The following is a 26,616-nucleotide window of genomic DNA, read 5'->3' on the forward strand; positions in this document are numbered from 1 at the left end:
TAGAAGTTATTAGAAAAGGAGGGGGAATCGAAATGATATACATAGGACTAACAGGCTGGGGAGATCATGATTCACTTTACACACATGACATAAAACCTAAAGATAAATTATCCGAATATAGCAGTCATTTTCCTGTTGTTGAAGTCGATGCCTCCTTTTATGCAATACAACCATTACATAACGCATTAAAATGGGTAAAAGATACACCTGATAATTTTCGATTTGTGGTAAAAGCTTATCAAGGAATGACTAGACATCAACGGTCTGAAGGGTTTTATAAGGATTATGGAGAGATGTTTCAAGCATTTATTGCATCATTGAAGCCTTATCAGGATGCAAATAAGTTAACGATGGTCTTGTTTCAATTTCCACCGTGGTTTGATTGTAACAGGGAAAATGTAAGCTATTTACGATACTGTAAAAGTATGATGGGAGATATTCCAGTCGCTTTAGAATTTCGAAATCAAACCTGGTATCATGAAAAATACCGCGAAAGCACCATTGATTTTATGAATCAAAATGGTTGGATTCACGGGATTGCGGATGAACCACAGGCGGGTAACGGTTCAATTCCGATAGTTCCAGTGGTTACAAATAGCTATCTTACATTAATTAGAATGCACGGTCGCAATGTCCATGGATGGACAAGGCCGAAAAATGCAGATACAAATTGGCGTGATGTCAGATATCTATATAACTACAACAAAGAAGAACTACTGGAGTGGAAAGAAAGAGTTCTAAAGATATCGAAACAATCGAGAGATGTAATCGTATTATTTAATAATAATTCAGGTGGCGATGCCGCCAACAATGCTAAGCAATTTCAAGAAATACTTGGCATTGAATATGATGGACTAGCACCCAGACAACTGGATTTATTTTAATCCTATTCAGAACCTAATCGCGACTTCAGGCTAATAAAGCACATTTGGATAAGTAACTTTGAAGTAGATGAAGTAGCGTATTGGAAATGAGGATAGGTTAGAAATAAAACGCAATAATGATGGATATAATTTCAGGAGGATTAGGTTTTTGATGCTAACCTCCTGTTTTTTTATTGGGATTATAATAAGATTATTTCAAATTATAGATTTACCACTTTTTGTTACATCTTTCCTATGTTACTCATAGTTTTCTTCACTTCCATATCCAGAGTCAATGAATAGAGATGTTGGTAAATGTCTTAATCGCAGTTCCAGCCGACATGCTTTTATATTTCTTTTATTTCCAATGTTTTTCGACGTTAGTAAATATAACATTGGAAAATTAGAAATTAGAACTGTTTTATCCTTATGTATTCTGTAAAAAAGTATGTATCTATTTATTAATCAGAAAACCTATAGGAAAAGTTTAAAAAACGGTGAACAAACCCATAATATGGATGGGTGAAGGATAGATGGATGGAATATTTTTTTATTGGTTATGTTGGATGATTTGGGTCGTTGTTACTTTTCTAATGCCAAAGGAAAAAACTCGAACAATGATGGCGGTATGGATACTACTGACACTTACGTCTTCTAATCTTTACATTTCTGTATACAATGTAGAGGTTTCGATGGCGTATGTTTGTGTTTTTTTAGGTAGTATCTTATACATTAAAAGTCTCAAACCTTTAAGCTATCATCTTTTTTCTGCGATGACCATTATGATTGGTTATTCTAGTATATTAATATGGGAATCGATTGCACCAGTATGGTTATTCATGCCTCGACTAATCATTATTCCAGTCCTTTGTGTACTATTAACCTTGGTCTTGACAAAAGGATTATCCAGTAGACTTGCTATCAGCACATTAGGGTTATGTGGTGGAGAGCTATTGTATTGCATTTTGTTAACGAATCTATCCATGCCAGACATTGTTGGAGAGCTTTTGTTCCTAGATACCCTTCTGATTGTTTTGCTACTTCTCGGTAGTATAGAAATATACCAAATAGGTAAAAATAAGTTCTTCCTCTATTTATCAAAAGTTATACCAAAAGGTCGTTGAATGTTGAAAAAATCAAAGCCATACTTAAGACTAATTAGGGTTCTGTATGTTTGAAAGAATAACAGTATTTAGTAATACAAGATGTGACTAACCTTTGGCCAACAGAAAAGAATTTATCATAGAAAACATTAAACATTGTTAATCTTACTATCTTTTGCTAGAATAAATAAAGTTATGGAAGGGTATGGTAGTAAATTTACATAAATATGTTATATAGAGAGGATGTTCCTTTCGATGAGGAATTCAGTAGTAGCAATTGTAGGCAGACCAAATGTAGGTAAGTCTACTATTTTCAATAGATTAGTCGGAGAGAGAATCTCTATTGTAGAAGATATTCCAGGTGTTACAAGAGACAGAATTTATGCACAGGCAGAATGGTTAAATACGCGTTTTAACTTAATTGACACAGGTGGAATTGAAATTGGAGATGAACCATTACTAGTACAAATGCGTGAACAAGCACAGGTTGCTATCGATGAAGCAGATGTTATTGTGTTTATTGTGAACGCAAAAGAAGGCATTACCGCTGCTGATGAAGAAGTGGCCAAATTACTATTTAAATCGAATAAACCAGTAGTTCTTGCAGTAAACAAGGTTGATAACCCTGAAATGCGCGCTGAAATTTACGAATACTATTCATTAGGCTTTGGGGAACCGTTTCCAATTTCAGGTGCACATGGACTTGGACTAGGTGATCTTTTAGATGAAGTTGTCAAACATTTTCCAACATTCTCTGAGGAAGAGGAGGATGAGGATACCATCTACTTTAGTTTAATTGGTAGACCGAATGTCGGTAAGTCTTCTTTAGTGAATGCATTGTTAAATGAGGACCGTGTCATTGTTAGTGATATTGAGGGTACTACAAGAGATGCAATAGACACTCATCTTAAACGAGATGGACAGAATTATGTCATAATTGATACAGCAGGTATGAGAAAGCGTGGTAAAGTTTACGAAACAACTGAGAAATATAGTGTGCTTAGAGCTTTAAAGGCTATCGAGCGGTCTGATGTGGTACTAGTATTAATTGATGCGGAAACGGGTATAAGAGAGCAGGATAAAAAAATTGCTGGTTATGCACATGAAGCTGGCCGAGGAATAGTAATTGTTGTCAACAAATGGGACACAGTTGAGACCGATGAGAAGACGATGAAAGAGTACGAAGAAAAAATTAGAGCCCATTTTCAATATTTGGATTATGCTCCTATAGTCTTTTTATCTGCAAAAACAAAAAAACGAATTCATACCTTACTACCAATGGTGAAAGAAGCAAGTGAAAACCATGCGAAGCGAATTGCTACAAATGTATTGAATGATGTGATTATGGATGCAATTGCTATGAATCCAACACCAACAGTTAAAGGAAAAAGGTTAAAGGTATTATATGCGACACAGGTCGCTGTAAAACCACCAAGCTTTGTAGTCTTTGTCAATGAACCAGAGTTGATGCATTTTTCATACCAACGTTTTTTGGAAAATAAAATACGTGATGCATTCGGATTTGTAGGTACGCCTATAAAAATATTTGCACGTAAACGTAGTTAGGGGAGGCATACATCATGAAAAAAGTAGCTGTTTTAGGTGCTGGAAGCTGGGGAACCGCACTTAGTATTGTGTTATCTGATAATGGACATGATGTACGTCTATGGACACATCGGAAGGAACAGGCAGAGTTAATAAACTCTACACATAAAAACGAGCATTATTTGGAAATTATGATACCAGAAAAAATAGTCGCATTTCATGACATGAAAGAAGCGTTACAAGATGTTGATGTAGTACTAATCGTAGTCCCAACTAAAGCGATACGAGAAGTATGTCTTCAGCTTGAAGCAAATTTAACACACCAACCTGTTATTATCCATGCTACCAAAGGAATTGAGCCTGGTACGTTGAAACGTGTTTCTCAAATGATTGATGAAGAAATGCCTTCCGTTCAATATGAGGATATTGTCGTTCTGTCGGGTCCTAGTCATGCAGAAGAAGTTGCTATGCGACAACCAACAACAGTAACAGTTGCATCTCTCAATGAGGAATATGCAAAAATCAGCCAAGATCTTTTCTTTAATGAGGTATTTCGTGTATATACATCCAATGATGTTATAGGTATTGAACTTGGAGGTGCATTGAAAAACATCATAGCTCTAGGTGCAGGTATTTCCGATGGGCTTGGCTATGGCGATAATGCAAAAGCAGCCCTAATCACTAGAGGACTAGCAGAAATTACTCGACTTGGTACGTATCTAGGGGCAAATCCCTTAAGTTTTTTAGGATTGCCTGGTGTAGGTGACCTCATTGTTACTTGTACGAGCGTACATAGTAGAAACTGGCGAGCTGGGAATTTATTAGGTAAAGGAAAGCAATTAGAGGATGTTTTAGAGCATATGGGTATGGTAGTGGAAGGTGTAAGAACTGCTGAAGCTGCTCACCAATTTGCTGTCGCGGAACAAGTCGAAATGCCTATTACTTCTGGCATTTATGCAATCATCCACAATCAAAAGAAACCGAAAGAGATTGTTGAGGAATTAATGAAACGAGATAAACGGGAAGAAATGGATGACCTTGCCTCATTATTAAAGAACCGTTATGCTCGCTAACACACTATTTAGCACCTTGCATATACTATTTTGAAGTATCTAGCAGCAAGGAGGCGAGCGTGTGGGCAATAAAAGCAATAATCCCTTTGACAAAATTCAGCAAAGCGCAGGTATTAGTCCTAGCGAGATATATAAAGTTGCTGACTCGGTTAAAAATGCAAATTTTTCGGATGAGAGAACAGTAAGAAAACTAGTTCGACAATTAGCAAGAATGGCAAATAAACCAATCTCAAAAGAAAAAGAAGACAAACTTGTTCAATCCATTACAAATAACAAAATTCCATCAGATCTCAACTCGCTGAGTCAGTTATTTAAAAAGTAGCTAAAAGCTGGGCAGGTGAGGATACAACCTCGCGTCTACTCGCATAAAATGAAACGCACAAGCATTCATAGATAGAGCCTGCTGTGGGTATTATTTAGTCAACCGGGATGAAGACGGCCCCTCTTCATCCCGGGTTTTTCTGTTTAAGCAACAATTTACTTTTCCATTAAACGGAACTGTCGCCTTGTTAAAGTAAACGGATACTTCGAATTTACAATGTAAGCTATACTTGAATAGATAGATTAATTGTAACTTTTACCATATTCAATGCCGGAAAATAATGTATATGTTATAATACCACTTGCAGGAACAAAGGATTAGTCTTAAAAAGGGTGAATAAAGTTGTCAGAATCAATGTTAAATATGTGGATATCGATTGGCGGAATGGTCTTTTTAATTTTATCAATCGGATTAATTGCTTTCAGTAGATATAAATTAAAAGGTGTATTTGCCATTATCGTATCTATATTAGCCTATATTTGCTTGTTTATTGGTGGTATTACTGTTCTTTACATCGTATTTAGAGGACCGACTATTTAAAGCAAGTGGAGGTAGAACAATGAAGCATACATATATACTAGTTTTTTTGATTTTTGCGATGATTTTTCTATCAGGATGTCTATATCCCGATAATGAGTTATCCAAGAACCAAATTTCTAATGAAACACAGCTAGAACTGGTGCAATCAGCAATTGAAAACTATCAAGACAAAACGAATGGATTACTACCTATTCGCACGAAGCCAAGTGATACACCAATTTTTGAAAAATACTTAATTGATTTTACGTTATTAAAAGAACAGGGTAGTATTGCAGAAATACCTGGAAATGCCTATGAAAATGGTGGGATTTATCAGTATGCTATCTTGAATCCAGAAACAGATCCTAAAGTAAAATTAATAGACTTACGGATTACAGAAGCTTTGCGAAGTGTTAATGTTAGAATAGATTCGTTCCGTAACAAACATATTTATCCGCCCTTTGGTGAACGTATTGAGGGTGATATTTTTGCCATAGACTATAAGAAAATAGGATTGGAATCTCCTCCGGTAATCGAAAGCCCTTATTCTGATGCTTTACTGCCCATAGTATTGGATGCTACGGGTAAAACCTATATAGATTATCGAATAGATCTGAATAATGCTTTAAAAGAGTACAAAAATAGCTATCAGGATGGGGATGATATCCGTTACCTTTTAGCGGAAAATACACCATTCTTACCAGTCTATTCGTTACCTTATACTATTAAGGATAATGAGCCAGTGTTTATGGTTGAATAATTTTAAACATATATTTCATATATATTCCCTTGCAGCATATATTTGTTGCAGGGGTTTTTTATTTTTTGCTCTAGTGATACTAAAATACCAAACTGCGAAGAACGATTATTCATTTAATTAAATTCTTTTGCATATATTAAGTCATAATTTGATAGGACAACATCATAGAATTGTAATGTCAATTATTCGTAGTTTGTTCATTAATATTGTAGTGATCGGGAGGGGATCGTTTGAAAAAGGTAGATATTTTTAAAGATATTTCAAAGCGTACGAACGGCGATATATACTTAGGCATCGTTGGAGCTGTTCGGACTGGAAAATCAACCTTCATCAAAAAGTTTATGGAGTTAGTTGTGCTTCCAAATATTGAGAATGAGAGTGAGAGGGTTAGAGCACAGGATGAATTGCCCCAAAGTGCTGCTGGTAAAACAATTATGACGACAGAACCAAAATTTATTCCTAATCAAGCTGTAAACGTTACAGTCGAGGAAGGATTAGATGTAAACATTAGACTTGTTGATTGTGTTGGATATGCCGTTAAGGGTGCTAAAGGCTTCGAGGATGAAGATGGCCCTAGAATGATTAATACACCTTGGTACGAGGAACCAATTCCATTCCATGATGCAGCAGAAATTGGAACAAGAAAGGTTATACAGGAGCATTCTACAATCGGTGTTGTAGTCACTACGGATGGCACTATTGGTGATATTGAACGGGGAGATTATGTTGACGCAGAAGCAAAGGTAGTAGAAGAATTAAAAGAAGTCGGAAAACCGTTCATTATGGTCGTTAACTCAGTTCAACCTACTAGACAAGAAACAGAGCTTTTACGTCAAGAACTAGCCGAAAAATACGATATTCCTGTTCTATCTATGAGTGTGGAATCCATGACCGAACATGATGTATATAATGTCCTCAGAGAAGCGCTTTATGAATTCCCGGTACTTGAAGTTAATGTAAATCTACCTAGCTGGGTAATGGTACTTAAAGAGGACCATTGGCTTCGTGAAAGCTACCAAGAAGCTATTCAATCAACGGTTAAAAATATAAAGAGATTACGTGATGTTGATACTATTGTAGGTAATTTTGCAGACTATGATTACATTGACAAAGCAAACCTTGCTGGAATGGAAATGGGTGAAGGAATTGCTGAAATCGATCTACATGCACCTGATTATTTATATGATCAAGTATTAAAGGAAATAGTAGGTGTAGAAATTAGAGGAAAGGATCATCTATTGGAACTAATGCAAGATTTTGCCTATGCAAAGCGCCAATATGATCAAGTATCAAGTGCTTTACAGATGGTAAAACAAACTGGTTATGGAATAGCTGCTCCGACCTTAGAGGATATGGAGCTTGATGAACCAGAAATTATTCGTCAAGGCTCCAGATTTGGAGTTAGGCTAAAAGCAGTTGCACCATCGATTCATATGATCAAAGTAGAGGTAGAATCAGAGTTTGCTCCAATTATCGGTACGGAAAAGCAAAGTGAAGAATTAGTACGTTACTTAATGCAGGATTTTGAAGAGGACCCATTATCTATCTGGGAATCAGACATATTTGGCAGATCGTTAAGCTCCATCGTCCGTGAGGGAATCCAAGCAAAAATTTCCTTAATGCCAGAAAACGCACGATATAAACTTAAAGAGACATTAGAAAGAATTATAAATGAGGGTTCTGGTGGTTTAATAGCCATAATCCTTTAGGAAAAATAGCAGCTAATTGCTGCTATTTTTCTATTTTGAGGACATTCTTTGAAATAAAAGGTATTTTTAAGAAGGATATGTACATATAGTAGCGAATAGTATTGATATGTATTACAATTAGAATAGCTTAAATCCAAATAAAAAAATGGATAAAAATAACATAAAACCCCTTGAAATCTAATAAAATATGAAAAAATAGTAATTTTTTGTTGAATTTTAAAGGAATCTCGTTTAATATTAGCCTTGTCACTATTGATTATAGGGGCAATCAAGTATAAAAGATGGTAAATTGGTTAACAAATGATGAATAGAAATCTTTGTACCAATGTGACCCGAAATTTTTTGGGAGGAGGTGAATGTCATGAATAAAACAGATTTAGTTAATGCAGTTGCTGAAAAAAGCGAACTTTCTAAAAAAGATGCTACAAAAGCTGTAGATGCAGTTTTCGAAGCTGTCATGGATTCACTTAAAAAAGGTGAAAAAGTACAATTAATCGGTTTCGGTAACTTCGAGGTACGTGAGCGTTCTGCACGTAAAGGTCGTAACCCACAAACTGGAGAAGAAATCGAAATCCCTGCAAGCAAAGTTCCTGCTTTCAAACCAGGTAAAGCCCTTAAAGACAGCGTAAAATAATACGTACATAGGGTTGAAGGGTGCGTTCATTCGCACCCTTTTTTCTTTTAACTTCATAAAATTCGCTTTTATCTTGGATCAAAAAGTATAAGGAAGCACCGTTTTTCTTAATATTATTCCTTGAATATGCGGTATACTAAAAGAAATATATGAAGGAGTGATACCTGTGTATAATAATACAGATTTCTTTGTAATCAAAGCCCTAGAGGATGGTGTAAATGTAATCGGATTGACTAGAGGATCTGACACCAAGTTCCATCATTCTGAAAAGCTTGATAAAGGGGAAGTCATGATTGCACAATTCACAGAACATACATCTGCTGTAAAAGTTAGGGGAAAAGCAATCATTCAAACTTCTCATGGGGAAATTACGAACAGCTAATACATACATATAATTTTAATCGTTATCGAATATCTATAATTATGTTATAATGGCATAGGCATAGAGAAAAGGCTTGAAAGGGCTAAGGTGATAAAATTGTACACAACGGAGAGGGAAATACGACAACTTAAGGATTTGATTGATGACAAACTTCGACAAACCGTTTTGATTGAGTATATAGAGCGTCCAGTAATTGATGAGTATAAGCTTTTCTTTCTCGATTATTTGTTCAAGACAACATCACTAGCCCAAAGGACAAAGGAAAAACTGCTAGTCTCCGTTATGCTTGTACAGATAGCTCTTGATATTCATGAAGATATTCCTAATGATGAGGATATAGAAGTTTTCGGTGTGAATCAGCAACTATCCATTCTGGCTGGAGACTATTATAGTGGTCTTTACTATTATTTACTAGCAGAAATAGAGGAACATGATTTTATAACCGTGTTAGCTTCTGCAATCAAACATATTAATGAACTAAAAATGAAGCTTTATTTTCATAAAAACCACACATTACTAGATAATGTAGAAATCATTAAACAAATTCATTCACTCTTGATTCATTATGTCGCGGATTTTGTTAAGGTGACTACTGAGGTACCTGTTATCGAAGAATTTTTATTCTTAACTCTTTTGTTAAACAGACCGATTAATCCGTTAAATCAAGAGGAAATGCAGCACTTACTTGATATTCAGATACAAAAAACTAAAGGTATGATAGACGGTCTTCCAGAAGAAAATAACGTGTTTAAAAATGCTTTATCTCATTTATTTGAAACTACTCTATATCAGAATACCGCTTGGGAGAAGGATTGAAGATGGAACAAAAAGAAAAAGCAGAATTAGTGCACCATGTATTTGAAAAAATATCCGATAAATATGATTCCATGAACTCGATTATTTCTTTTCAACGACATAAAGCATGGAGAAGAGATGTAATGAAACAAATGAAGGTTCATGAAGGAGCATCTGCATTAGATGTATGCTGTGGAACGGGTGACTGGTCTTTAGCTCTTGCTGAAGCAACTGGACCAACTGGTAAGGTTATTGGTCTTGACTTTAGTAAAAATATGTTATCAGTTGCTAAAGAGAAAAAGGAGCCTCTTCACTATGAACATTTAGAATTTATTCATGGTAACGCAATGGAGCTTCCGTTTGAAGATAATTCCTTTGATTTTGTTACTATCGGTTTTGGGTTACGAAATGTTCCAGATTATATGACGGTTCTTAAAGAAATGTATCGAGTAGTGAAACCTGGTGGGAAAGTAGTATGTCTGGAAACATCTCAGCCGACACTATTTGGATTTAAGCAATTATATTTCTTTTATTTTCGTTATATCATGCCGTTATTTGGACGTATTTTTGCAAAAAGCTACAAAGAATATGCGTGGTTGAATGAATCTACTCGTGACTTCCCAGATAAAAACACATTAAAGAAAATGTTTATCGATGCTGGATTTTCCAGAGTTAATGTAAAAAGCTATACAGGTGGGGTAGCTGCTGTCCATCTTGCAGTGAAGTAATATACGATATCAGTTTTCTAAGACAAAAGGTGAAATACATGAAATTACCAAAAACCTATAACTACCTAAAAAAAGAGCTGGATCAAATTGAAGCGTCCCTGATGGAGGCAATCCAAGCGGAGCATCCAGTGTTAAGAGAAGCATCTACTCAGCTATTACAGGCAGGAGGAAAGCGAATTCGTCCTGTCTTTGTTTTGCTGTCAAGTCAATTTGGTTCAGTTAACTTAGAACAGGTGAAAACGGTGGCGGTCTCTTTAGAATTAATTCATATGGCTACATTAGTTCATGATGATGTCATTGATAATGCGGAGCTTCGTCGTGGAAAACCAACGATTAAAAAACAGTACGGTAATAAGGTTGCTATGTATACAGGGGACTATATATTGGCTCGTGCATTAGAGAACATAACCCAGTTACATAATCCGATGATTCATAAAGCACTTTCTGATACACTCGTTGAGGTTAGTATAGGGGAGATTGAACAAATTAAGGATAAATTTAATTGGGACCAAAATATCCGTACTTATTTTAGAAGGATTAAGCGAAAGACTGCATTATTAATAGCGATAAGCTGTAAATTAGGCGCTATGACTGCTGGGCTACCTAAAAAAGAAATCGATAAACTATATCAATATGGTTATTATATCGGGATGAGCTACCAAATAATTGATGATATATTAGATTTTACAGCTTCATCTAGCCAATTAGGAAAACCAGCAGGAAATGATTTGCTTCAAGGGAATGTGACATTACCAGTCTTGTTTGCTATGGAGGATCACAATTTTCAGCAGCAATTGCGCCAGACGTTTGAGTATCCTGAAGCTGTGACGAAGGACGAAATGAAATCATTAATAGATCTTTTAATAAATACGGATGCTATTGAGCGCTCCTATCAAATTAGTGAACGGTATTTAGAAAAAGCCTTTAACGCACTTCGAGATCTACCACATAATAAAGCCAAATTGACTCTTGAACAAATTGCAAAATATATCGGAAAAAGAAGAGCTTAGTTAATATTGTTATTTCTATCAAAGTCTGATAGAATTTAAACGGTTACAAATTACGCTATACATAGAAGAGGTGTTATCATGGAGAAAACGTTTTTAATGGTTAAACCAGATGGGGTACAAAGAAATCTAATTGGTGAAATTGTAAATCGCTTTGAGAGAAAAGGATTTCAATTAGTTGGGGCTAAGCTAATGCAGATTTCAAATGAATTGGCTAGTGAACATTATGGTGAACATAAAGAACGACCATTTTTTGGCGAATTAGTCGATTTCATTACTTCTGGACCAGTCTTTGCGATGGTTTGGGAAGGTGAAAATGTAATTAAAACAGCACGTGAAATGATGGGCAAAACAAATCCTGCTGAAGCAGCACCTGGAACGATCAGAGGAGACTTTGGAGTAACAGTTGGTAAGAATGTTATTCATGGTTCTGATTCACCAGAAAGTGCTGAAAGAGAAATAAATCTATTCTTCGATCAAAAGGAACTAGTGTCCTACACGAAGCAAGATCAATCTTGGATTTACTAAAAATTGGTCGTCTACTAAATAATTTAAAAAATATTTAGGATTTTATAATGCCTCCATGTCAAATGGAGGCATTTTCAAAGATAAGTATTTTGTTAACAATTTCTCATTAAAGAGGCGTTAAAATGATGAACGATTATCAAGTATTCACTGAAAAAGTATATGACAAGCTCAAGATTGATTTAAATCAGTACAAGGAAGCACAGATGAAGCGTAGACTAACCTCGTTGCGAGAGAAAAGAGGGTATTCAGATTTTGCGTCCTATTTTCATGCAATTTGTGGCGATGAAACTCTATTAAATGAATTTGTTGATAGAATTACTATCAATGTTTCCGAGTTTTATCGTAATCCTAAAAGATGGGAAGTATTGAAAGATTCGATTTTTCCAATTTTAAAACAGGAGAAAAAAGAACTAACGATTTGGAGTGCTGCCTGTTCAACGGGAGAGGAACCCTATAGTGTTGCCATATTGCTAAAGGAATACTTTCCAGAGGTTAATGCTACAATCCTTGCAACGGATATAGATGAAAAGGTGTTAGAAAAAGCTAGACAAGGTGTGTACCATGAACAAGCATTAAGAGAACTACCACAGTCCTTAAAAGCGAAACACTTTAAACAGGATGGCGACATTTTTTCAGTAAACACAGATATAAAACGGCGAATACGATTTAAAAAACATAATTTACTTGAGGATTCTTATCCGAAAGACGTCGATTTAATAATCTGTCGGAATGTATTAATTTATTTTACAGATCATGCAAAAGAAAAAATTTATCATCATTTTACAAAATCCCTTGTACAAAATGGTTTTTTATTCGTTGGAAGCACAGAACAAATATTTAGTCCAAATAAATATGGGCTGCAATTATTCGATACATTTTTCTATCAAAAGAAGAATTAGTTAAAATGCTCTAATCGTTTGGGGCATTTTTTTCTATTTTGAACGTCAATTGGTTTATAATTAAGAGAGACAAACATTACAGGAGGTAGGCCATGCGATATTTAACAGCGGGTGAATCTCATGGAAAACAATTAACAACGATAATCGAAGGGATACCTGCACAATTGCCATTGACAAAAGAAGATATCAATCATTCTCTATTACGTAGACAAAAGGGTTATGGTCGTGGAAAACGGATGCAGATTGAAAAAGATTTGGTAGAGATTATGAGTGGAGTACGGCATGGCTATACATTGGGTTCGCCTATTTCATTAGTAATCCATAATGATGACTTTAAGCATTGGACAGATATCATGGGTGAGGACCCATTAGAAGATAATAAACCACTGAGAAGAGTGGTTACTCGTCCTCGTCCTGGCCATGCAGATTTAAATGGAGCAATAAAATACGGACATCGTGACATGCGAAATGTACTTGAACGTTCTTCTGCACGTGAAACTGCTGCTAGGGTTGCAGCTGGTGCTGTGGCAAAAACATTATTGCATCATCTGGGAATTGAAATATGTGGTTATGTAAAAGAGATTGGTGGAATTCAGGCGGAAGATATGCCTCATCTTACCATCCATGAAAGGCAAACCATTTCTGAGGTTTCTCCGGTTCGAACCTTGGATAACATAGCAGAACAAAAGATGATTGATGCGATTGATACCGCCAAAAGGGAAGGAGATTCCTTAGGTGGTGTAGCTGAAGTTTATGTGACAGGAGTTCCAGCAGGGATTGGTTCCTACGTCCACTATGATCGTAAATTAGATGGACGTATAGCTTCTGCTGTCGTTAGTATTAATGCCTTTAAAGGAGTAGAATTTGGGATAGGATTTGAAGCCGCCCGTAGACCTGGTAGTATGGTGCATGATGAAATACGTTGGCATGAGACTGAAGGCTATTATCGGGAAACAAACCGCTTAGGTGGCTTTGAAGGCGGTATGACTACAGGAATGCCTATTGTTGTAAAAGGTGTAATGAAGCCAATACCAACCTTAATGAAGCCTTTAGAGAGTGTAGATATTGAAACAAAAGAAGTCTTCAAAGCAAGTGTAGAACGCTCAGATGCATGTGCTGTTCCCGCTGCTGCTGTAGTCATGGAACATGTTGTGGCTATCGAATTAGCGAAAGCGATTCTGGAACAGTTCCCAAATGACCGTTTTCCAATTTTAAAGAAGGCAATTCATGATTATCGTGAAGAAATAAGGAGATTTTAATGGAACGTTTAGTTGTAAATTCTTCTCTGCAATCTTATACGATTTATATGGAGGAGAAGAGTCGTTTTAAAATACCGAAGCTTCTAAAGAAGGAATATTCCTCTATCCTTATCATTACAGATACGAATGTGGCTAAGCTGTATTCGAATGATATTGTTTCAAGCTTTCCACATGACAAAGTGTATGTGGTAGTAGTAGATGCGGGGGAACAAACGAAAAGTCTAGATACATTTTATTATCTTCATACAAAAGCAATTGAATACGGACTGGATCGAGAGTCCTTAATCATTGCGCTTGGTGGAGGGGTTATTGGTGACTTAGCTGGATTTGTGGCAGCTACGTTTATGCGAGGAATCGATTATGTTCAAATGCCGACAACCATTCTAGCTCATGACAGTAGTGTAGGTGGAAAAGTTGCCATTAATCATGAGAAAGGCAAGAATTTGATCGGAAGTTTTTATCCGCCAATCCTTGTTTTGTATGATACAGATACATTGAAAACATTACCAGCGAGAGAAGTACGTTCAGGCTTTGCTGAAATTATTAAAGAAGCGATGCTCGCTGATAGCGATCTGTTTGACCGGTTAATGTCCGTGTCTCTAGAGGGTTTGACATTAGAGGCATTAAATCGGTTTATCTATTCTGGACTTCAAATAAAAATAAAATTAGTGGAAGCGGATGAAAAAGAAACAGGGAATAGAAAGTTTTTGAACCTTGGCCACACATTAGGACATGCACTAGAGGCAAAGCTTGGGTATGGTGTCTTAACACACGGAGAAGCAGTTGCTATTGGGCTATTATTTATGATTTATGTTAGTGAGCGAGAATTGGGAGCAAGTTTACCAACGGAAACATTAATAAAGTGGTTTAAAAAGAACGGGTATATAAATCCTCTTACACTTGATATGGTAGATGAGTTAGTAGAAATAATCATGCATGATAAGAAAACAGTTAATCAAAAAATACAAATGATATTATTAAGAAATTTAGCTGGGCCTATTATTCAACCACTAGAAGCTAAGAAACTTAAAAGCTATCTTCAAGGATTTATAGTGGATGGAATCTCAAAGAGGTGATGTGGTGGAAGCATTAATGTATAAAAGGAAATACTTAATAAAGGGAGAACTTCAAGTCCCAGGTGATAAATCTATCTCACATCGTGCAGTTATTTTAGGATCAATTGCGAACGGTAGAACTGAAATAGTAAATTTCTTAGATAGTGAGGATTGTATGCGTACCGTTGAAGCCTTTCGCTTGATGGGAGTATCTATACAAAAGAACGACAATGTATTAATAATTGATGGCAAAGGACTACATGGGTTAGTTGAACCGACAATGCCACTTTATTTTGGAAATTCAGGTACGACTGCAAGACTTATGCTTGGTTTGTTATCGGGATTACCGTTTTCAACCCTCGTTTATGGAGATAAGTCGTTAACGAAACGGCCAATGGAAAGAGTAATAAAGCCATTACAACAAATGGGTGTACAGACTATAGGAAGAAAGGAATCGAATTATCTACCATTAGCGTTAAGAGGTGGTAGCTTAACAGGGATTACGTATAATATTCCAGTTAAAAGTGCACAGGTTAAATCTGCATTGTTGCTCGCAGGTTTACTAGCAAATGGGAAGACAACTGTAATTGAACAAGGACAAACAAGGAACCACTCTGAAAATATGCTAAAAGCATTTGGTGCTTCCATAGAAGTAGAAGACAATATGATTACAATTGATTCAAGTATGTCCCTAAAAGCCACGGATGTTTATATACCAGGTGATATTTCATCTGCAGCATTTTTATTGGCTGCTGCAGCAATAATACCTGGAAGTAATTTGGTAATTAAAAATGTCGGATTAAATGAAACGAGAACTGGATTTTTAGATGTATTAACAAATATGGGTGGTCTATACACCCTTTCAAATATTCGAGATAGTGGTGGAGAAACAATTGGAGATATCTCAATTACTTATAATGAATTAACAGGAACTGTGATTTCAGGAGAAATTGTTCCAAGGCTAATTGATGAAATACCTATAATTGCCTTGCTAGCTACGCAAGCAAAGGGAAAAACAATCATCAAGGATGCGAGTGAATTACGTGTAAAGGAAACGGATCGAATTCATGCTGTCGTAGATGTGTTAACTAAGTTAGGTGCAAACATAGTCGAAACGAAGGATGGCATGGAGATTGTAGGAGGAACGAACTTAACTGGGGGTACAGTATCTTCATATGATGATCATCGAATAGCTATGATGATAGTGATCGCTTCGTTAGTTACCACGGATATTGTTAAGGTGGATGAATTACAATCTATTGCTATTTCCTACCCTCGTTTTATGCAAGATTTAGAATCTGTATTAAGAAAATATGTAGTATGAATTTCTGAAGGAAAGGGCTAGAGTCACGTGAATATTTTACGAGAAGCTGAGAAATTAATGGAAAAAGATCAAGTAGAACAAGCGATGGAGCTTATCCAAGGTCATATGGAAAAAGCCACTGACGAAGAATTATATTCTTTCGCTGAGTTCTATATGCAATGGGGATTTTTGATTGAAGCAGAGGAAATTTTCAAGCAATTGTTAGTGAAATATCCAGAAGAGACGGAGATTAAATTATTATTGACGGATATTTATATCGAGCAAGAAAAAGATGAAGTAGCAATAGATTTATTGAACTCCATTCCGGAGGAGGATGAATCTTATTTACAGGTTCTCGTTGCCTTGGCAGACCTCTATCAAGCTCAAGCATTGTTTGAAGTAGCTGAACAGAAGCTACTGAAAGCAAAAGAGTTAAACCCTGAAGAACCTATTATTGACTTGGCCTTAGGAGAACTTTATTATTCGTTGGGAGATTACAAGCGTGCAATTACGTTTTATGAAAAAACAATGAAAGTAGATATTCCGAATATCCCTATTCATGAACGTCTTGCTGAGTCATATGCAAATGTTGGAGAATATGAACTAGCTTTGAACTTTTATGAGAAATCTGATAGTAATAATCCAGATTTTTTATATCGATATGGTTTTACAGCTCATCAAGCAGACAGAATGGATATCGCTATCAATGTATGGAAGAAATTGCTTCAGGAGGATCCTGATTATCATACTGCTTATCTAAAATTGGCAAAGGCATATGAAAGCGAGGAAATGGTACAGGAAGCTTATGATACTGCTAAAGCAGGTGTTAAAAAAGATGAGTTTAATAAAGAATTGTACTTTGTCGCTGGACATTTAGCACATCAATTAGGTTTAGAAGAAGAAAGCGAAAAGCTTATACGAGAGGCGATTACCTTAGACTCAGATTATAAGGAAGCTGTCCTGTTTCTTGTTGAATTGTTAAAGGAACAGGAACAATATGAAAAAATTATTGATTTAATTATCAATGTAAAAGATACTGGTGGAGACGATCCTATTTATGACTGGGAGTTAGCACGTGCATTTCGTGAATCAGAATCATATAATGATGCATTAAACAGCTATCAGGATGCATATAATAGCTTACAACACGATAGCGACTTTTTAAAAGAATATGGATACTTCTTAACTGAAGAAGGGAGGATACAAGAAGCTGTTCAAGTATTTGAAGCATATTTAGTTCAAGATCCCCAAGATGATGAAGTCTTAGAATATGTACTGCGATTAAAAGAGATGTAAAATGATCCATAGGGGAGGAGGTACCAGGTTCCATGCAAACTCCTGTTTCCGCAAAAGACAAAAAGAAATTTCTACAATGGTTTCTAAGTAATTATCAATTAAAAAAGCGAGAAAGTGTATGGATTCTTAATTACTTAATTAATCATCATGAGATTTTAGAGAATGTCCATTTCGTGCATGATGCTAAATTCTGTCTAAGAAGTGTTATTATTACTAGTCAGTGTTCTAAAGAAGTACCATTTCGGTTTTATAAAAATCATCTTGTTACTACTGACGCAGAAAAGGCATTTCATGATATTCGCTTAAATCAGCATGAGTCCTTATATATTCAATTAAATTTTGATAAATCGAATCAAAATCATATGTATGCTGCAGTGCTAGAAGAAAACCCTTTTGTACCAGATGAATATGTAATAACGCAGCAAGACAGAGAAAATGCTGATTTCTTACTTGAAAATTCCTTATATGAATTTAAGAAGAAACAATTATTACAACGAATTGATCAATCTCTTGATGAGCAAGACCGTGATAAATTTCATCAGCTAGTAGAAGAATTACAAGTGTTAGAGGAAAAAATGCTGAATCAACCTAGCTTACAGGAGCATTAGGTTGATTTTTTTTGAACATAAAAGTAAGATTTACAAAGGAAATAATAATTTATTTATTTTGGGTACATACTATAGGAAGGTGGCTACATATATGCTTTGGACAAAACAAGATATGCAGGTATATATAAAGCAAAAAGAATATATAGACACTGCTATCATACCGATCATTCCTTTTCAATTATCCCATGAGAACGATATGGATAAAAGCACCTCTAAGCGTGAGGTTTTATCCATATTTGCTACTGTAATTGAAAAAGAACTTTCCGGCCGGGTATTATTAATACCAAACTATTATTATTTAGAATATGGTGATAAAGCACAAGAAGTGGATCGATTAAATAGGTGGACAGAGGAAATTCAAAAGCAGCCCTTTAAACATGTTTTTATAGTAACATTTGATTCTAGCTGGAAGAAATTTGAGAAGGAACTTGAAGCAAATCTATTGTGGTTACCTGGATTCCAAGCAGACGATCTTTATGATGGAAAAACACAGCAGCTGATTCAGGGACAGGTTCAAGATGTTGTAGAATTAATACGGAGCTATTGGTAACAGAGGTAAAAAGTGAATTTTTTGGAACAAATATGGATATTTATTGACCGAGTTGATAGTTTACGCTATCATGGTAATGTCCTAGTAATATAATTAAAATTTTATTGTCCGTGATTATCGTGAAGAGGGGGGAAAATCATGAGTGAAGATAAGCAACAAGTGTCCCGTCGTCAATTTCTTAATTATACGCTTACAGGTGTAGGTGGATTTATGGCTGCAGGTATACTTGCACCAATGCTTAGAATGGCAATTGACCCTGTGTTAAAACCATCTAAATCTGGTGAATTTGTAAATGTTGGTCTTGCAGTTGAAGATATTACAACAACACCACAGCGTATCGATTGGAAAGTTGATCAGGTTGATGGATGGTATGAATCAAAAGTTGGTAGAACTGCGTGGGTATACAAGGATGAAAATGGAGATATTATAGCCCTTTCCCCAATTTGTAAGCATTTAGGTTGTGTGGTGTCATGGGAAGGAAGCGAACAATTTCCGAATCAATTCTATTGCCCATGTCATGATGGACGTTACACAAAAGATGGTGTCAATGTTCCAAATACACCACCAACAGCACCACTAGATACTTACCAACAAAAAGTGGAAAATGGCATGTTATATTTAGGAAAAGCAGTACCTAGAAAGGGGGCGTAATAATTCATGCTACAAAAAATTTATGATTGGATTGATGAGCGAATTGATATTACGCCAATCTGGCGGGATATTGCTGACCATGAGGTGCCAGAACATGTAAACCCAGCTCATCACTTTTCAGCATTTGTTTACTGTTTTGGGGGTTTAACATTCTTCGTTGTAGTAATCCAAATTTTATCTGGTATGTTTCTAACGATGTATTATGTACCAGATATTGAAAACGCTTGGAAATCAGTTTATTATTTACAAACAGAAGTTGCACATGGTCAAATAGTTCGTGGTATGCACCACTGGGGCGCTAGTGTTGTTATCGTCATGCTTTTATTACATACTTTACGCGTATTCTTCCAAGGAGCATATAAGAAGCCTCGTGAGCTTAACTGGATGGTTGGGGTTCTAATCTTCTTTGTCATGCTTGGATTAGGATTTACAGGTTACTTACTACCGTGGGACAACAAAGCATATTTTGCAACACAGGTTGGTTTAGAAATTGCCGATCAAGTTCCACTTATCGGACCAGAGCTGAAAACCTTATTAGCTGGGGATCCTGATATAGTAGGTGCACAAACATTAACGCGTTTCTTTGCAATACACGTATTTTTCTTACCAGGTGCGTTGTTTGCACTACTTGCAGTTCACTTTATCTTAATTCGCAGACAAGGTATATCAGGGCCACTATAAAAAGGAGGGGAAAGCTATGCATAGAGGTAAAGGTATGAAATTTGTCGGAGACTCTCGTGTTTCCGCAGAACGTAAAGCATCACAAATACCAAAAGATTATTCAGAGTATCCTGGCAGAACCGAAGCTTTCTGGCCTAACTTTTTATTAAAAGAGTGGTTAGCTGGAGCTGTATTTTTAATAGGGTTTTTATGCTTAACTTTAGCACATCCATCTCCTCTTGAAGGAATGGCAGACCCTACAAATGCATCTTATATCCCATTACCTGACTGGTATTTCTTGTTCTTATACGAGTTGCTTAAATATGAATTCGCTAGTGGAGATTTTATTCTGATTGGTATTCTTGCAATTCCAGGGCTAGCATTTGGAGCTTTATTACTTGCTCCATTTTTAGACAAAGGCCCAGGCCGCAGACCACATCAACGTCCAATTGCAGTTATCATGATGCTATTAGCATTAATCTCTGTTATCTGGTTAACTTGGACATCTGCAGAGCATGTTAATTGGGAAGAACGTGCTGAAATGAATAAACCAATTCCGCCTAGCAACATTGAAATTAATCAAGAAGATCCAGGATATGCAGTATATGAGGCTAACTGTATGGGCTGTCATGGAGACGCTTTACAAGGGGTTTCTGCTCCTCCTTTAATCGGTACGGAGCATACTGCTGAAGAGATTGCGAAGATTGCTAGAGAGGGTATTAATACAATGCCAGCAAATATCTTCAAGGGTACTGATGAAGAGCTCGATCAGCTTGTGAAATTTATAATGTCTGTAAATGAACAAGCCGAATAAAATGTAATTTAAAAAAGCACCTTTGCCTTTCATGGTAAGGGTGCTTTTTATTCCATTTGATTGTATAAAAGGAGGTAGGTTGAATGTTAAAGGCTATACTTCTCGATAAGCGATTTTTAATCGTTTTGTTGATTATCAATTTACTTGGCACTATTTATGGATATTATTGGTACCGTTATCAATTAGTAATAACACCAGATATTTTTTTACTATTTGTGCCAGATAGCCCAACGGCTAGTTTATTCTTTACTATTTTCTTGTTGTTTTTCATCTATAATAAGCATTTTCCGTTAGTAGAGGCACTTGCAATCATTACTTTATTTAAATATGGAGTGTGGGCAGTTGTTATGAACCTTTTAACCTTATTGGTTAATGGAAGTTTAAGTCCAGAGGGGTATATGCTAATGGCTTCTCATGGTGCAATGGCTATCCAGGGACTACTTTATGCTCCTTACTATAAAATTAAAGTAATACATATTGTAATTGCAGCTATCTGGACATTACATAACGATGTCATTGATTATGTGTTTGGAATGATGCCTTTATACCAGTCCTTAACAGAGTACATGGACAAGATCGGCTATTTTACATTTTGGTTAAGTATTATATCCATCTTAATTGCCTATAAACTGACAAAAGACGATAAAAAGATAGGTTCACAGTCATATATGAATGCCCCTTAACATACATTATAAAGATGATTAACCAACGGGGTGATCTCTATGAGGAATAGCAAAATTAGTAAAACCATCATCTGTATCATCATAGGGATTATATTATATGTCATTATTGATTTGATTATTGGAGAGGTGGTTAATGCCAATCCTGGGGGGATGAGAGAGGGAAACGAAGAAATGTTTCCCTTTTATTGGTTAATATTGATTGTCGGTGGCTCTATTATGAGTACATTAACCTATGTAAGTTGGAGAAAATATAAAGGTGAAAAGAGGGCAAAACAAGATCGACAGAACGACAAATAAATTGACGGTTTTTTTGACTTTGACTATAATTGACTATATAAAATAACTTTACTTCATTGGAGGAATGAATCGAATGGGTACATTTGGTTCCTATTTAATTTATTTAGCTCTTATTATGATTATCCCGTTATGGGCTCAATCAAGAGTTAAAAGTACGTATAACAAATATTCAAAGGTATCTACCTCATCTATGATGACTGGGGCACAGGTTGCTAGAAAAATTCTAGATGATAATGGACTCTATAATGTCGAGATTCATGAGACTAGAGGAATGCTTACTGATCATTACGATCCACGTAAAAAGGCTGTTTTCTTATCCAGTGGTATTTATCATGGTCAATCTATGGCTTCATCTGCTGTGGCAGCACATGAGGTTGGACATGCTATTCAAGATGCAGAATCTTATGCTTTCTTACGTTTTAGAAGTGCATTAGTTCCTATAGCTAATTTTGGCTCAAATATATCCATCTTTTTAATAATTGTTGGTTTTATATTGAATGTTATGGAATTGGCTACTGTTGGAGTTGTCTTTATGGGAGCAGCAGTATTATTTCAATTAGTTACACTACCAGTTGAATTTGATGCATCAAATCGTGCGATGGCACAACTTGTATCTACTGGAGTAATCCGAAATAATGAAGAACGAGAAACCAAAAAGGTGTTAAGTGCTGCAGCAATGACCTATGTAGCAGCCGCATTAGTGGCAGTAGCTGAGCTATTACGTTTTGTTCTAATTATTGTAAGTGCAAATAATCGGGAATAAAGGGAATAGCTAATGTCTCACATGGATAAGGAAAATCATGAGGAAAAGGATGCTAGAGAACGAGTCTCTAGCATCCTTTTAATGATTTATTGGATTTTTATTTTCGTCAAGAGTAAATCCTTCTCCAGCCACATCATGCACGGCACTAACTGCAACAAAAGCGTGTGGGTCAATACTATTTATAATATTTTTTAATTTGACAATTTCGTTTCGACCAACTACACAATACAAAACTTCCCGTTTTTCTCCTGTGAAACTGCCTCGTCCATCGAGAACAGTTACACCACGCTCCATTTTTTGCATAATTTGATTCGCAATTTCATCACTTCTTGCAGAAATAATAGTTGCCCCTCTAGCTGAGTACGCACCTTCCTGTATAAAATCAATTACTCTTGCACCGACATAAACAGCGACTAAGGTATACATTCCTTGTCTTAGCTGAAGAATGGTAAATACTGAAGTAGCGATTACTACAAAGTCAAACATAAACATCGTTTTTCCCATACTCCACCCAACATATTTATGTACTATTCTAGCAATAATATCTACACCACCAGTGGTTCCACCATACCGAAAGACAATTCCTAAGCCGACACCAATAAAAACCCCAGCAAATAAGGCTACCAGAAGCATGTCATTCTCTAAATGGATGCGATAGGGATTTAGTTGAAATAAACTTAGAAACAGTGATACAGAAAGGGTTCCAATTACTGTATACAAAAACGTATTTCTTCCTAAAAATTTCCATCCTATAAGTAGAACAGGGACATTTAAAACGATGTTCGTTATGGCTGGATCCCATTTAAAAGCAAAATAAAGAATAAGGGTAATACCAGTAAAGCCTCCCTCACCTAAATTATGCTGCATATTAAAATGAACGATTCCAAACGAAAAAATTGCTGATCCGATTAAAATAAATAGGATATTTTTAATTTTTAATCCAAACAATGATGATACCTCCATTTTCCCGTAACCTTGATAGCGCTTTTTCTATTATAATCAATTTGACAGTTTGTAACAATGTTTTATCTATGCTAAATAATTTGTCAAATAATCTGGGATTCGCTAACATGAAAGAAGGAATTTGAAAATGAAGGAGAAGATTATTATCGAATCACCAATTTATTCTACAAAAGAAATTCAGGAACGGGTAGATAATTATATAAGTCAATTTAAAGAAGGCTATTTTTCACCCTTGGCTTTAATGGCAAGATTGACCGAGGAGGCGGGAGAGCTTGCTAGGGAAATAAATCATTATTACGGGGAAAAACCAAAAAAACCAACCGAAGAAGCAAATACAATTGAAGATGAATTAGGAGATATATTGTTTGTTATAACGTGCCTAGCTAACTCCTTACATATAGATTTATCGAATTCTTTTAATCGCTCGATGACCAAATTTGAAACAAGGGATAAAGATAGGTGGACACGCAAGGATAGCTAGTACTAGGAGGAAATCTGTGATGAGTATAAAAATCGTTATAGCTGGTCCACGTGGACGTATGGGTAGTGAAGCAGTTTCTATGGTGTTAGAAGAACCTAGTTTTTCTTTAATCGGATGTGTCGATCGAATTGTGTCGCCCATATCAATAGTGGAAGAAAACCAGATACCAGTATTCACAAGTTTCGAAGAATGTCTCTATACACTGCCTGACGTGGATGTATTAATTGATCTAACTGTAGCAGAGTCTGGTTTTAATCATATTATGATGGCTCTTGAGCATAAGGTTCGATGTGTGGTTGGTACAACTGGCTTTACGAGTCAACAGCTTAACGATATTCAAGATACCGCTGTAAAAAACCAAACAGGGTGTATCGTTGCTCCTAATTTTGCAATCGGAGCAGTATTAATGATGCATTTTTCAAAGGTAGCAGCTAAATTTTTTCCAGATGTAGAAATTATCGAAAAACACCATGCTCAAAAAATTGATGCACCATCAGGGACCGCTTTAAAAACAGTAGAGATGATTAAAGAAGTCCGGAAAAGTAGAGCTCAAGGTCACATTTACGAGCTTGAGACGATGATAGGGGCTAGGGGTGCAACTGATGATGGTGTACACATCCATAGCGTGAGACTCCCTGGGCATGTCGCTCATCAGGAAGTTATCTTTGGTGGTGATGGGCAAACCCTAACAATTAAACACGATTCCATAAATCGTAAGTCGTTTATGGAAGGTATTAAATTATCAGTTAAGCATGTCATGCAATTAAATGATTATGTATATGGTTTGGAAAATATCCTTGATTTAACCTAAACAGGAGGCCGTTAAATGAATATTGCACTTATTGCCCATGATAAGAAAAAACAAATAATGGTAAGCTTTGCTATTGCCTACCAGCATGTATTAAAAAAGCATAAACTATTTGCGACAGGTACTACTGGAAAACGAATAACTGATGAGACTGGTTTAGTAATTCATCGATTTCAATCTGGTCCGCTTGGAGGGGATCAACAAATTGGAGCGATGGTAGCAAATAATGAAATGGATATGGTTATTTTTTTTAGAGATCCACTAACCGCACAGCCACATGAACCAGATGTAACAGCTTTAATTCGTCTTTGTGATGTTCATGAAATACCGCTTGCTACAAATCTAGGTTCAGCGGAGATTTTTATTCATGGACTAGAACGAGGAGATTTAAATTGGAGAGAAATTATAAAACAGAAGAAGGCTAGAGGAGAATGAAAAAAATTGGTATTACGTGTTATCCTACAGTTGGGGGATCGGGTGTAATTGCAACAGAGTTAGGAATACTTTTAGCAGAACAAGGTCATCAAATTCATTTTATAACCTCGAGTGTTCCTTTTCGGCTAGACCGTGTGTATCCTTCCATCTATTATCATGAGGTAGAAATGAGCCATTATCCTGTTTTTCAATATCCACCTTATGATTTAGCATTAGCTACAAAAATGGCAGAGGTAATTGATCGAGAGGAACTTGATATTTTACATGTCCATTACGCCTTACCACATGCAATTTGTGCAATTCTAGCAAGAGACATGGCAGAGCGTGATGTTAAGATTGTGACTACTTTACACGGGACAGATATTACGGTATTGGGGATTGATAATACCTTTAACCGAATGATTAAATATGGAATTGAAAAATCGGATGCAGTAACGGCAGTTTCGCAGGACCTAGTAGCACAAACTAGAGAAATGATTCATACAGAAAAAGATATTCATGTCATTTATAATTTTGTAAATGAATCGGATTACCATAAAAAAGATTTAAATTTAATAAAAGAACAATACGGTATTCATCCCGATGAGAAGGTCGTTATTCACATTTCAAATTTCCGTAAAGTAAAGCGTTTAGGGGATATTGTACAAACGTTTAAACAAATAAAAGACCATGTGAATGCAAAATTACTACTGGTTGGTGATGGCCCTGAATATTCGAATACCTTTAACCTAGTAACAAAGCTAGGGCTGGAAAAAGATGTATTATTTCTAGGTAAACAAAATAATATTAGCGATTTATTATCCATAGCTGATTTGAATTTATTAATGTCTGAAAAAGAAAGCTTTGGGCTTGTTCTTTTAGAGGCTATGGCTTGTGAAGTGCCTTGTATTGGAACTAAAGTAGGTGGAATCCCAGAGGTTATTCTTCATGATGAAACTGGATATTTAGTAGAGCTTGGTGATACTGAGACAGCAGCTAATTATGCAATTAGGCTATTAAGGGATGAAGAATTACATCATATTTTTGCTAAAAATTCGCTTGAACACGTGAGAAAAAATTTTCATTCATCCATCATTTTGAAGCAGTATATGGAATTATATCATAACGTTTTAGAGCAATGAGG

The 26,616-nt window shown here is 35.9% G+C and carries 32 protein-coding genes; 31 read left to right on the forward strand and 1 reads right to left on the reverse strand.

The genetic code is table 11. The features are described from left to right. Nucleotides 1–32 precede the first annotated feature (32 nt). From HNR27_RS10870 to HNR27_RS11000, 27 genes are all read left to right on the forward strand, one after another. Complete coding sequence (locus HNR27_RS10870) at nucleotides 33–884, forward strand: DUF72 domain-containing protein (RefSeq protein ID WP_429339743.1); 852 nt, start codon at nucleotides 33–35, stop codon at nucleotides 882–884. Between the two features lie 512 nt (nucleotides 885–1,396). Further along, on the forward strand, nucleotides 1,397–1,987 hold the full coding sequence (locus HNR27_RS10875; RefSeq protein WP_429339744.1) for a YphA family membrane protein: 591 nt from the start codon (nucleotides 1,397–1,399) through the stop codon (nucleotides 1,985–1,987). A gap of 234 nt (nucleotides 1,988–2,221) precedes the next feature. Next, complete coding sequence (gene der / locus HNR27_RS10880) at nucleotides 2,222–3,532, forward strand: ribosome biogenesis GTPase Der (protein WP_212921928.1); 1,311 nt, start codon at nucleotides 2,222–2,224, stop codon at nucleotides 3,530–3,532. A gap of 14 nt (nucleotides 3,533–3,546) precedes the next feature. Then, nucleotides 3,547–4,584 carry an NAD(P)H-dependent glycerol-3-phosphate dehydrogenase gene (locus HNR27_RS10885; protein WP_212921927.1) on the forward strand — a complete coding sequence of 346 codons (1,038 nt, stop codon included), beginning with the start codon at nucleotides 3,547–3,549 and terminating at the stop codon, nucleotides 4,582–4,584. Nucleotides 4,585–4,645: 61 nt separating this feature from the next. Beyond that, complete coding sequence (locus HNR27_RS10890) at nucleotides 4,646–4,906, forward strand: stage VI sporulation protein F (protein ID WP_212921926.1); 261 nt, start codon at nucleotides 4,646–4,648, stop codon at nucleotides 4,904–4,906. 342 nt (nucleotides 4,907–5,248) lie between these two features. Next, nucleotides 5,249–5,446 (forward strand): DUF2768 domain-containing protein, encoded by a 198-nt coding sequence (locus HNR27_RS10895; RefSeq protein WP_212921925.1) that lies wholly within the window; start codon nucleotides 5,249–5,251, stop codon nucleotides 5,444–5,446. 19 nt (nucleotides 5,447–5,465) lie between these two features. After that, nucleotides 5,466–6,185 carry a hypothetical protein gene (locus tag HNR27_RS10900; protein WP_212921924.1) on the forward strand — a complete coding sequence of 240 codons (720 nt, stop codon included), beginning with the start codon at nucleotides 5,466–5,468 and terminating at the stop codon, nucleotides 6,183–6,185. Between the two features lie 230 nt (nucleotides 6,186–6,415). After that, nucleotides 6,416–7,894 carry a stage IV sporulation protein A gene (spoIVA, locus tag HNR27_RS10905; RefSeq protein WP_212921923.1) on the forward strand — a complete coding sequence of 493 codons (1,479 nt, stop codon included), beginning with the start codon at nucleotides 6,416–6,418 and terminating at the stop codon, nucleotides 7,892–7,894. Nucleotides 7,895–8,255: 361 nt separating this feature from the next. Further along, the gene (locus HNR27_RS10910) at nucleotides 8,256–8,528 is read left to right on the forward strand and encodes an HU family DNA-binding protein (RefSeq protein WP_010095921.1); all 273 of its coding nucleotides are present in this window, start codon (nucleotides 8,256–8,258) and stop codon (nucleotides 8,526–8,528) included. A 166-nt stretch (nucleotides 8,529–8,694) separates the two neighbouring features. Then, nucleotides 8,695–8,910: a trp RNA-binding attenuation protein MtrB gene (gene mtrB / locus HNR27_RS10915; protein WP_429339745.1), complete on the forward strand. Its 216-nt coding sequence runs from the start codon at nucleotides 8,695–8,697 to the stop codon at nucleotides 8,908–8,910. A gap of 96 nt (nucleotides 8,911–9,006) precedes the next feature. Continuing rightward, nucleotides 9,007–9,726 (forward strand): heptaprenyl diphosphate synthase component 1, encoded by a 720-nt coding sequence (locus tag HNR27_RS10920; protein ID WP_212921921.1) that lies wholly within the window; start codon nucleotides 9,007–9,009, stop codon nucleotides 9,724–9,726. A 2-nt stretch (nucleotides 9,727–9,728) separates the two neighbouring features. Continuing rightward, nucleotides 9,729–10,433, forward strand: a complete 705-nt coding sequence (locus HNR27_RS10925) for a demethylmenaquinone methyltransferase (RefSeq protein ID WP_212921920.1) — start codon at nucleotides 9,729–9,731, stop codon at nucleotides 10,431–10,433. A 38-nt stretch (nucleotides 10,434–10,471) separates the two neighbouring features. Then, nucleotides 10,472–11,443, forward strand: a complete 972-nt coding sequence (gene hepT / locus HNR27_RS10930; protein ID WP_212921919.1) for a heptaprenyl diphosphate synthase component II — start codon at nucleotides 10,472–10,474, stop codon at nucleotides 11,441–11,443. 78 nt (nucleotides 11,444–11,521) lie between these two features. Then, entirely contained in the window at nucleotides 11,522–11,968 is a 447-nt protein-coding gene (gene ndk, locus HNR27_RS10935) for a nucleoside-diphosphate kinase (protein WP_212921918.1), read from the forward strand. 125 nt (nucleotides 11,969–12,093) lie between these two features. Then, nucleotides 12,094–12,867, forward strand: a complete 774-nt coding sequence (locus tag HNR27_RS10940; protein WP_429339817.1) for a CheR family methyltransferase — start codon at nucleotides 12,094–12,096, stop codon at nucleotides 12,865–12,867. A gap of 92 nt (nucleotides 12,868–12,959) precedes the next feature. Next, nucleotides 12,960–14,126: a chorismate synthase gene (gene aroC / locus HNR27_RS10945; RefSeq protein WP_212921917.1), complete on the forward strand. Its 1,167-nt coding sequence runs from the start codon at nucleotides 12,960–12,962 to the stop codon at nucleotides 14,124–14,126. Continuing rightward, nucleotides 14,126–15,202: a 3-dehydroquinate synthase gene (gene aroB, locus HNR27_RS10950; RefSeq protein ID WP_429339746.1), complete on the forward strand. Its 1,077-nt coding sequence runs from the start codon at nucleotides 14,126–14,128 to the stop codon at nucleotides 15,200–15,202. Before aroC ends, aroB begins: the two co-directional genes overlap by 1 nt. Continuing rightward, entirely contained in the window at nucleotides 15,183–16,505 is a 1,323-nt protein-coding gene (gene aroA, locus HNR27_RS10955) for a 3-phosphoshikimate 1-carboxyvinyltransferase (RefSeq protein ID WP_429339747.1), read from the forward strand. Before aroB ends, aroA begins: the two co-directional genes overlap by 20 nt. Nucleotides 16,506–16,532: 27 nt before the next feature. Then, nucleotides 16,533–17,780 carry a tetratricopeptide repeat protein gene (locus HNR27_RS10960; protein WP_429339748.1) on the forward strand — a complete coding sequence of 416 codons (1,248 nt, stop codon included), beginning with the start codon at nucleotides 16,533–16,535 and terminating at the stop codon, nucleotides 17,778–17,780. 32 nt (nucleotides 17,781–17,812) lie between these two features. Next, the gene (locus HNR27_RS10965) at nucleotides 17,813–18,388 is read left to right on the forward strand and encodes a ReoY family proteolytic degradation factor (protein ID WP_212921914.1); all 576 of its coding nucleotides are present in this window, start codon (nucleotides 17,813–17,815) and stop codon (nucleotides 18,386–18,388) included. A 91-nt stretch (nucleotides 18,389–18,479) separates the two neighbouring features. Next, entirely contained in the window at nucleotides 18,480–18,938 is a 459-nt protein-coding gene (locus HNR27_RS10970) for a DUF2487 family protein (protein ID WP_429339749.1), read from the forward strand. A gap of 138 nt (nucleotides 18,939–19,076) precedes the next feature. Continuing rightward, nucleotides 19,077–19,589, forward strand: a complete 513-nt coding sequence (locus HNR27_RS10975) for a QcrA and Rieske domain-containing protein (RefSeq protein WP_429339750.1) — start codon at nucleotides 19,077–19,079, stop codon at nucleotides 19,587–19,589. A gap of 6 nt (nucleotides 19,590–19,595) precedes the next feature. Continuing rightward, the gene (qcrB, locus tag HNR27_RS10980; protein WP_429339751.1) at nucleotides 19,596–20,270 is read left to right on the forward strand and encodes a menaquinol-cytochrome c reductase cytochrome b subunit; all 675 of its coding nucleotides are present in this window, start codon (nucleotides 19,596–19,598) and stop codon (nucleotides 20,268–20,270) included. 16 nt (nucleotides 20,271–20,286) lie between these two features. Next, complete coding sequence (locus HNR27_RS10985; RefSeq protein WP_429339752.1) at nucleotides 20,287–21,063, forward strand: c-type cytochrome; 777 nt, start codon at nucleotides 20,287–20,289, stop codon at nucleotides 21,061–21,063. Between the two features lie 83 nt (nucleotides 21,064–21,146). Further along, nucleotides 21,147–21,746, forward strand: a complete 600-nt coding sequence (gene lhaT, locus HNR27_RS10990) for a lipoprotein heptaprenylglyceryl N-acetyltransferase LhaT (RefSeq protein WP_429339753.1) — start codon at nucleotides 21,147–21,149, stop codon at nucleotides 21,744–21,746. 39 nt (nucleotides 21,747–21,785) lie between these two features. After that, a complete protein-coding gene (locus HNR27_RS10995) occupies nucleotides 21,786–22,043 on the forward strand; it encodes a sporulation protein YpjB (protein ID WP_429339754.1) in 258 nt (85 codons plus the stop codon). A 73-nt stretch (nucleotides 22,044–22,116) separates the two neighbouring features. After that, entirely contained in the window at nucleotides 22,117–22,806 is a 690-nt protein-coding gene (locus HNR27_RS11000; RefSeq protein ID WP_429339755.1) for a zinc metallopeptidase, read from the forward strand. A 78-nt stretch (nucleotides 22,807–22,884) separates the two neighbouring features. Here HNR27_RS11000 and HNR27_RS11005 read toward each other — a convergent pair whose 3' ends face one another. Next, entirely contained in the window at nucleotides 22,885–23,754 is an 870-nt protein-coding gene (locus HNR27_RS11005) for a YitT family protein (RefSeq protein ID WP_429339756.1), read from the reverse strand. Between the two features lie 142 nt (nucleotides 23,755–23,896). Between HNR27_RS11005 and HNR27_RS11010 the strand changes: the two genes are divergently transcribed. Genes HNR27_RS11010 through bshA form a run of 4 tightly spaced genes read left to right on the forward strand, consistent with a single transcriptional unit; the run spans nucleotide 23,897 to nucleotide 26,614 of the window. After that, nucleotides 23,897–24,250, forward strand: coding sequence for a nucleotide pyrophosphohydrolase (locus HNR27_RS11010; protein WP_429339757.1), 354 nt, complete (start codon nucleotides 23,897–23,899; stop codon nucleotides 24,248–24,250). A gap of 19 nt (nucleotides 24,251–24,269) precedes the next feature. After that, nucleotides 24,270–25,061, forward strand: a complete 792-nt coding sequence (gene dapB / locus HNR27_RS11015; protein ID WP_429339758.1) for a 4-hydroxy-tetrahydrodipicolinate reductase — start codon at nucleotides 24,270–24,272, stop codon at nucleotides 25,059–25,061. Between the two features lie 15 nt (nucleotides 25,062–25,076). Continuing rightward, a complete protein-coding gene (gene mgsA / locus HNR27_RS11020; RefSeq protein ID WP_212921904.1) occupies nucleotides 25,077–25,493 on the forward strand; it encodes a methylglyoxal synthase in 417 nt (138 codons plus the stop codon). Beyond that, nucleotides 25,490–26,614, forward strand: coding sequence for an N-acetyl-alpha-D-glucosaminyl L-malate synthase BshA (bshA, locus tag HNR27_RS11025; RefSeq protein WP_429339759.1), 1,125 nt, complete (start codon nucleotides 25,490–25,492; stop codon nucleotides 26,612–26,614). Before mgsA ends, bshA begins: the two co-directional genes overlap by 4 nt. The last annotated feature ends 2 nt before the right edge of the window (nucleotides 26,615–26,616 follow it).

It is taken from the genome of Ornithinibacillus bavariensis (assembly GCF_050433565.1).
GTDB classification, from domain to species: Bacteria; Bacillota; Bacilli; order Bacillales; family Amphibacillaceae; genus Ornithinibacillus; species Ornithinibacillus bavariensis.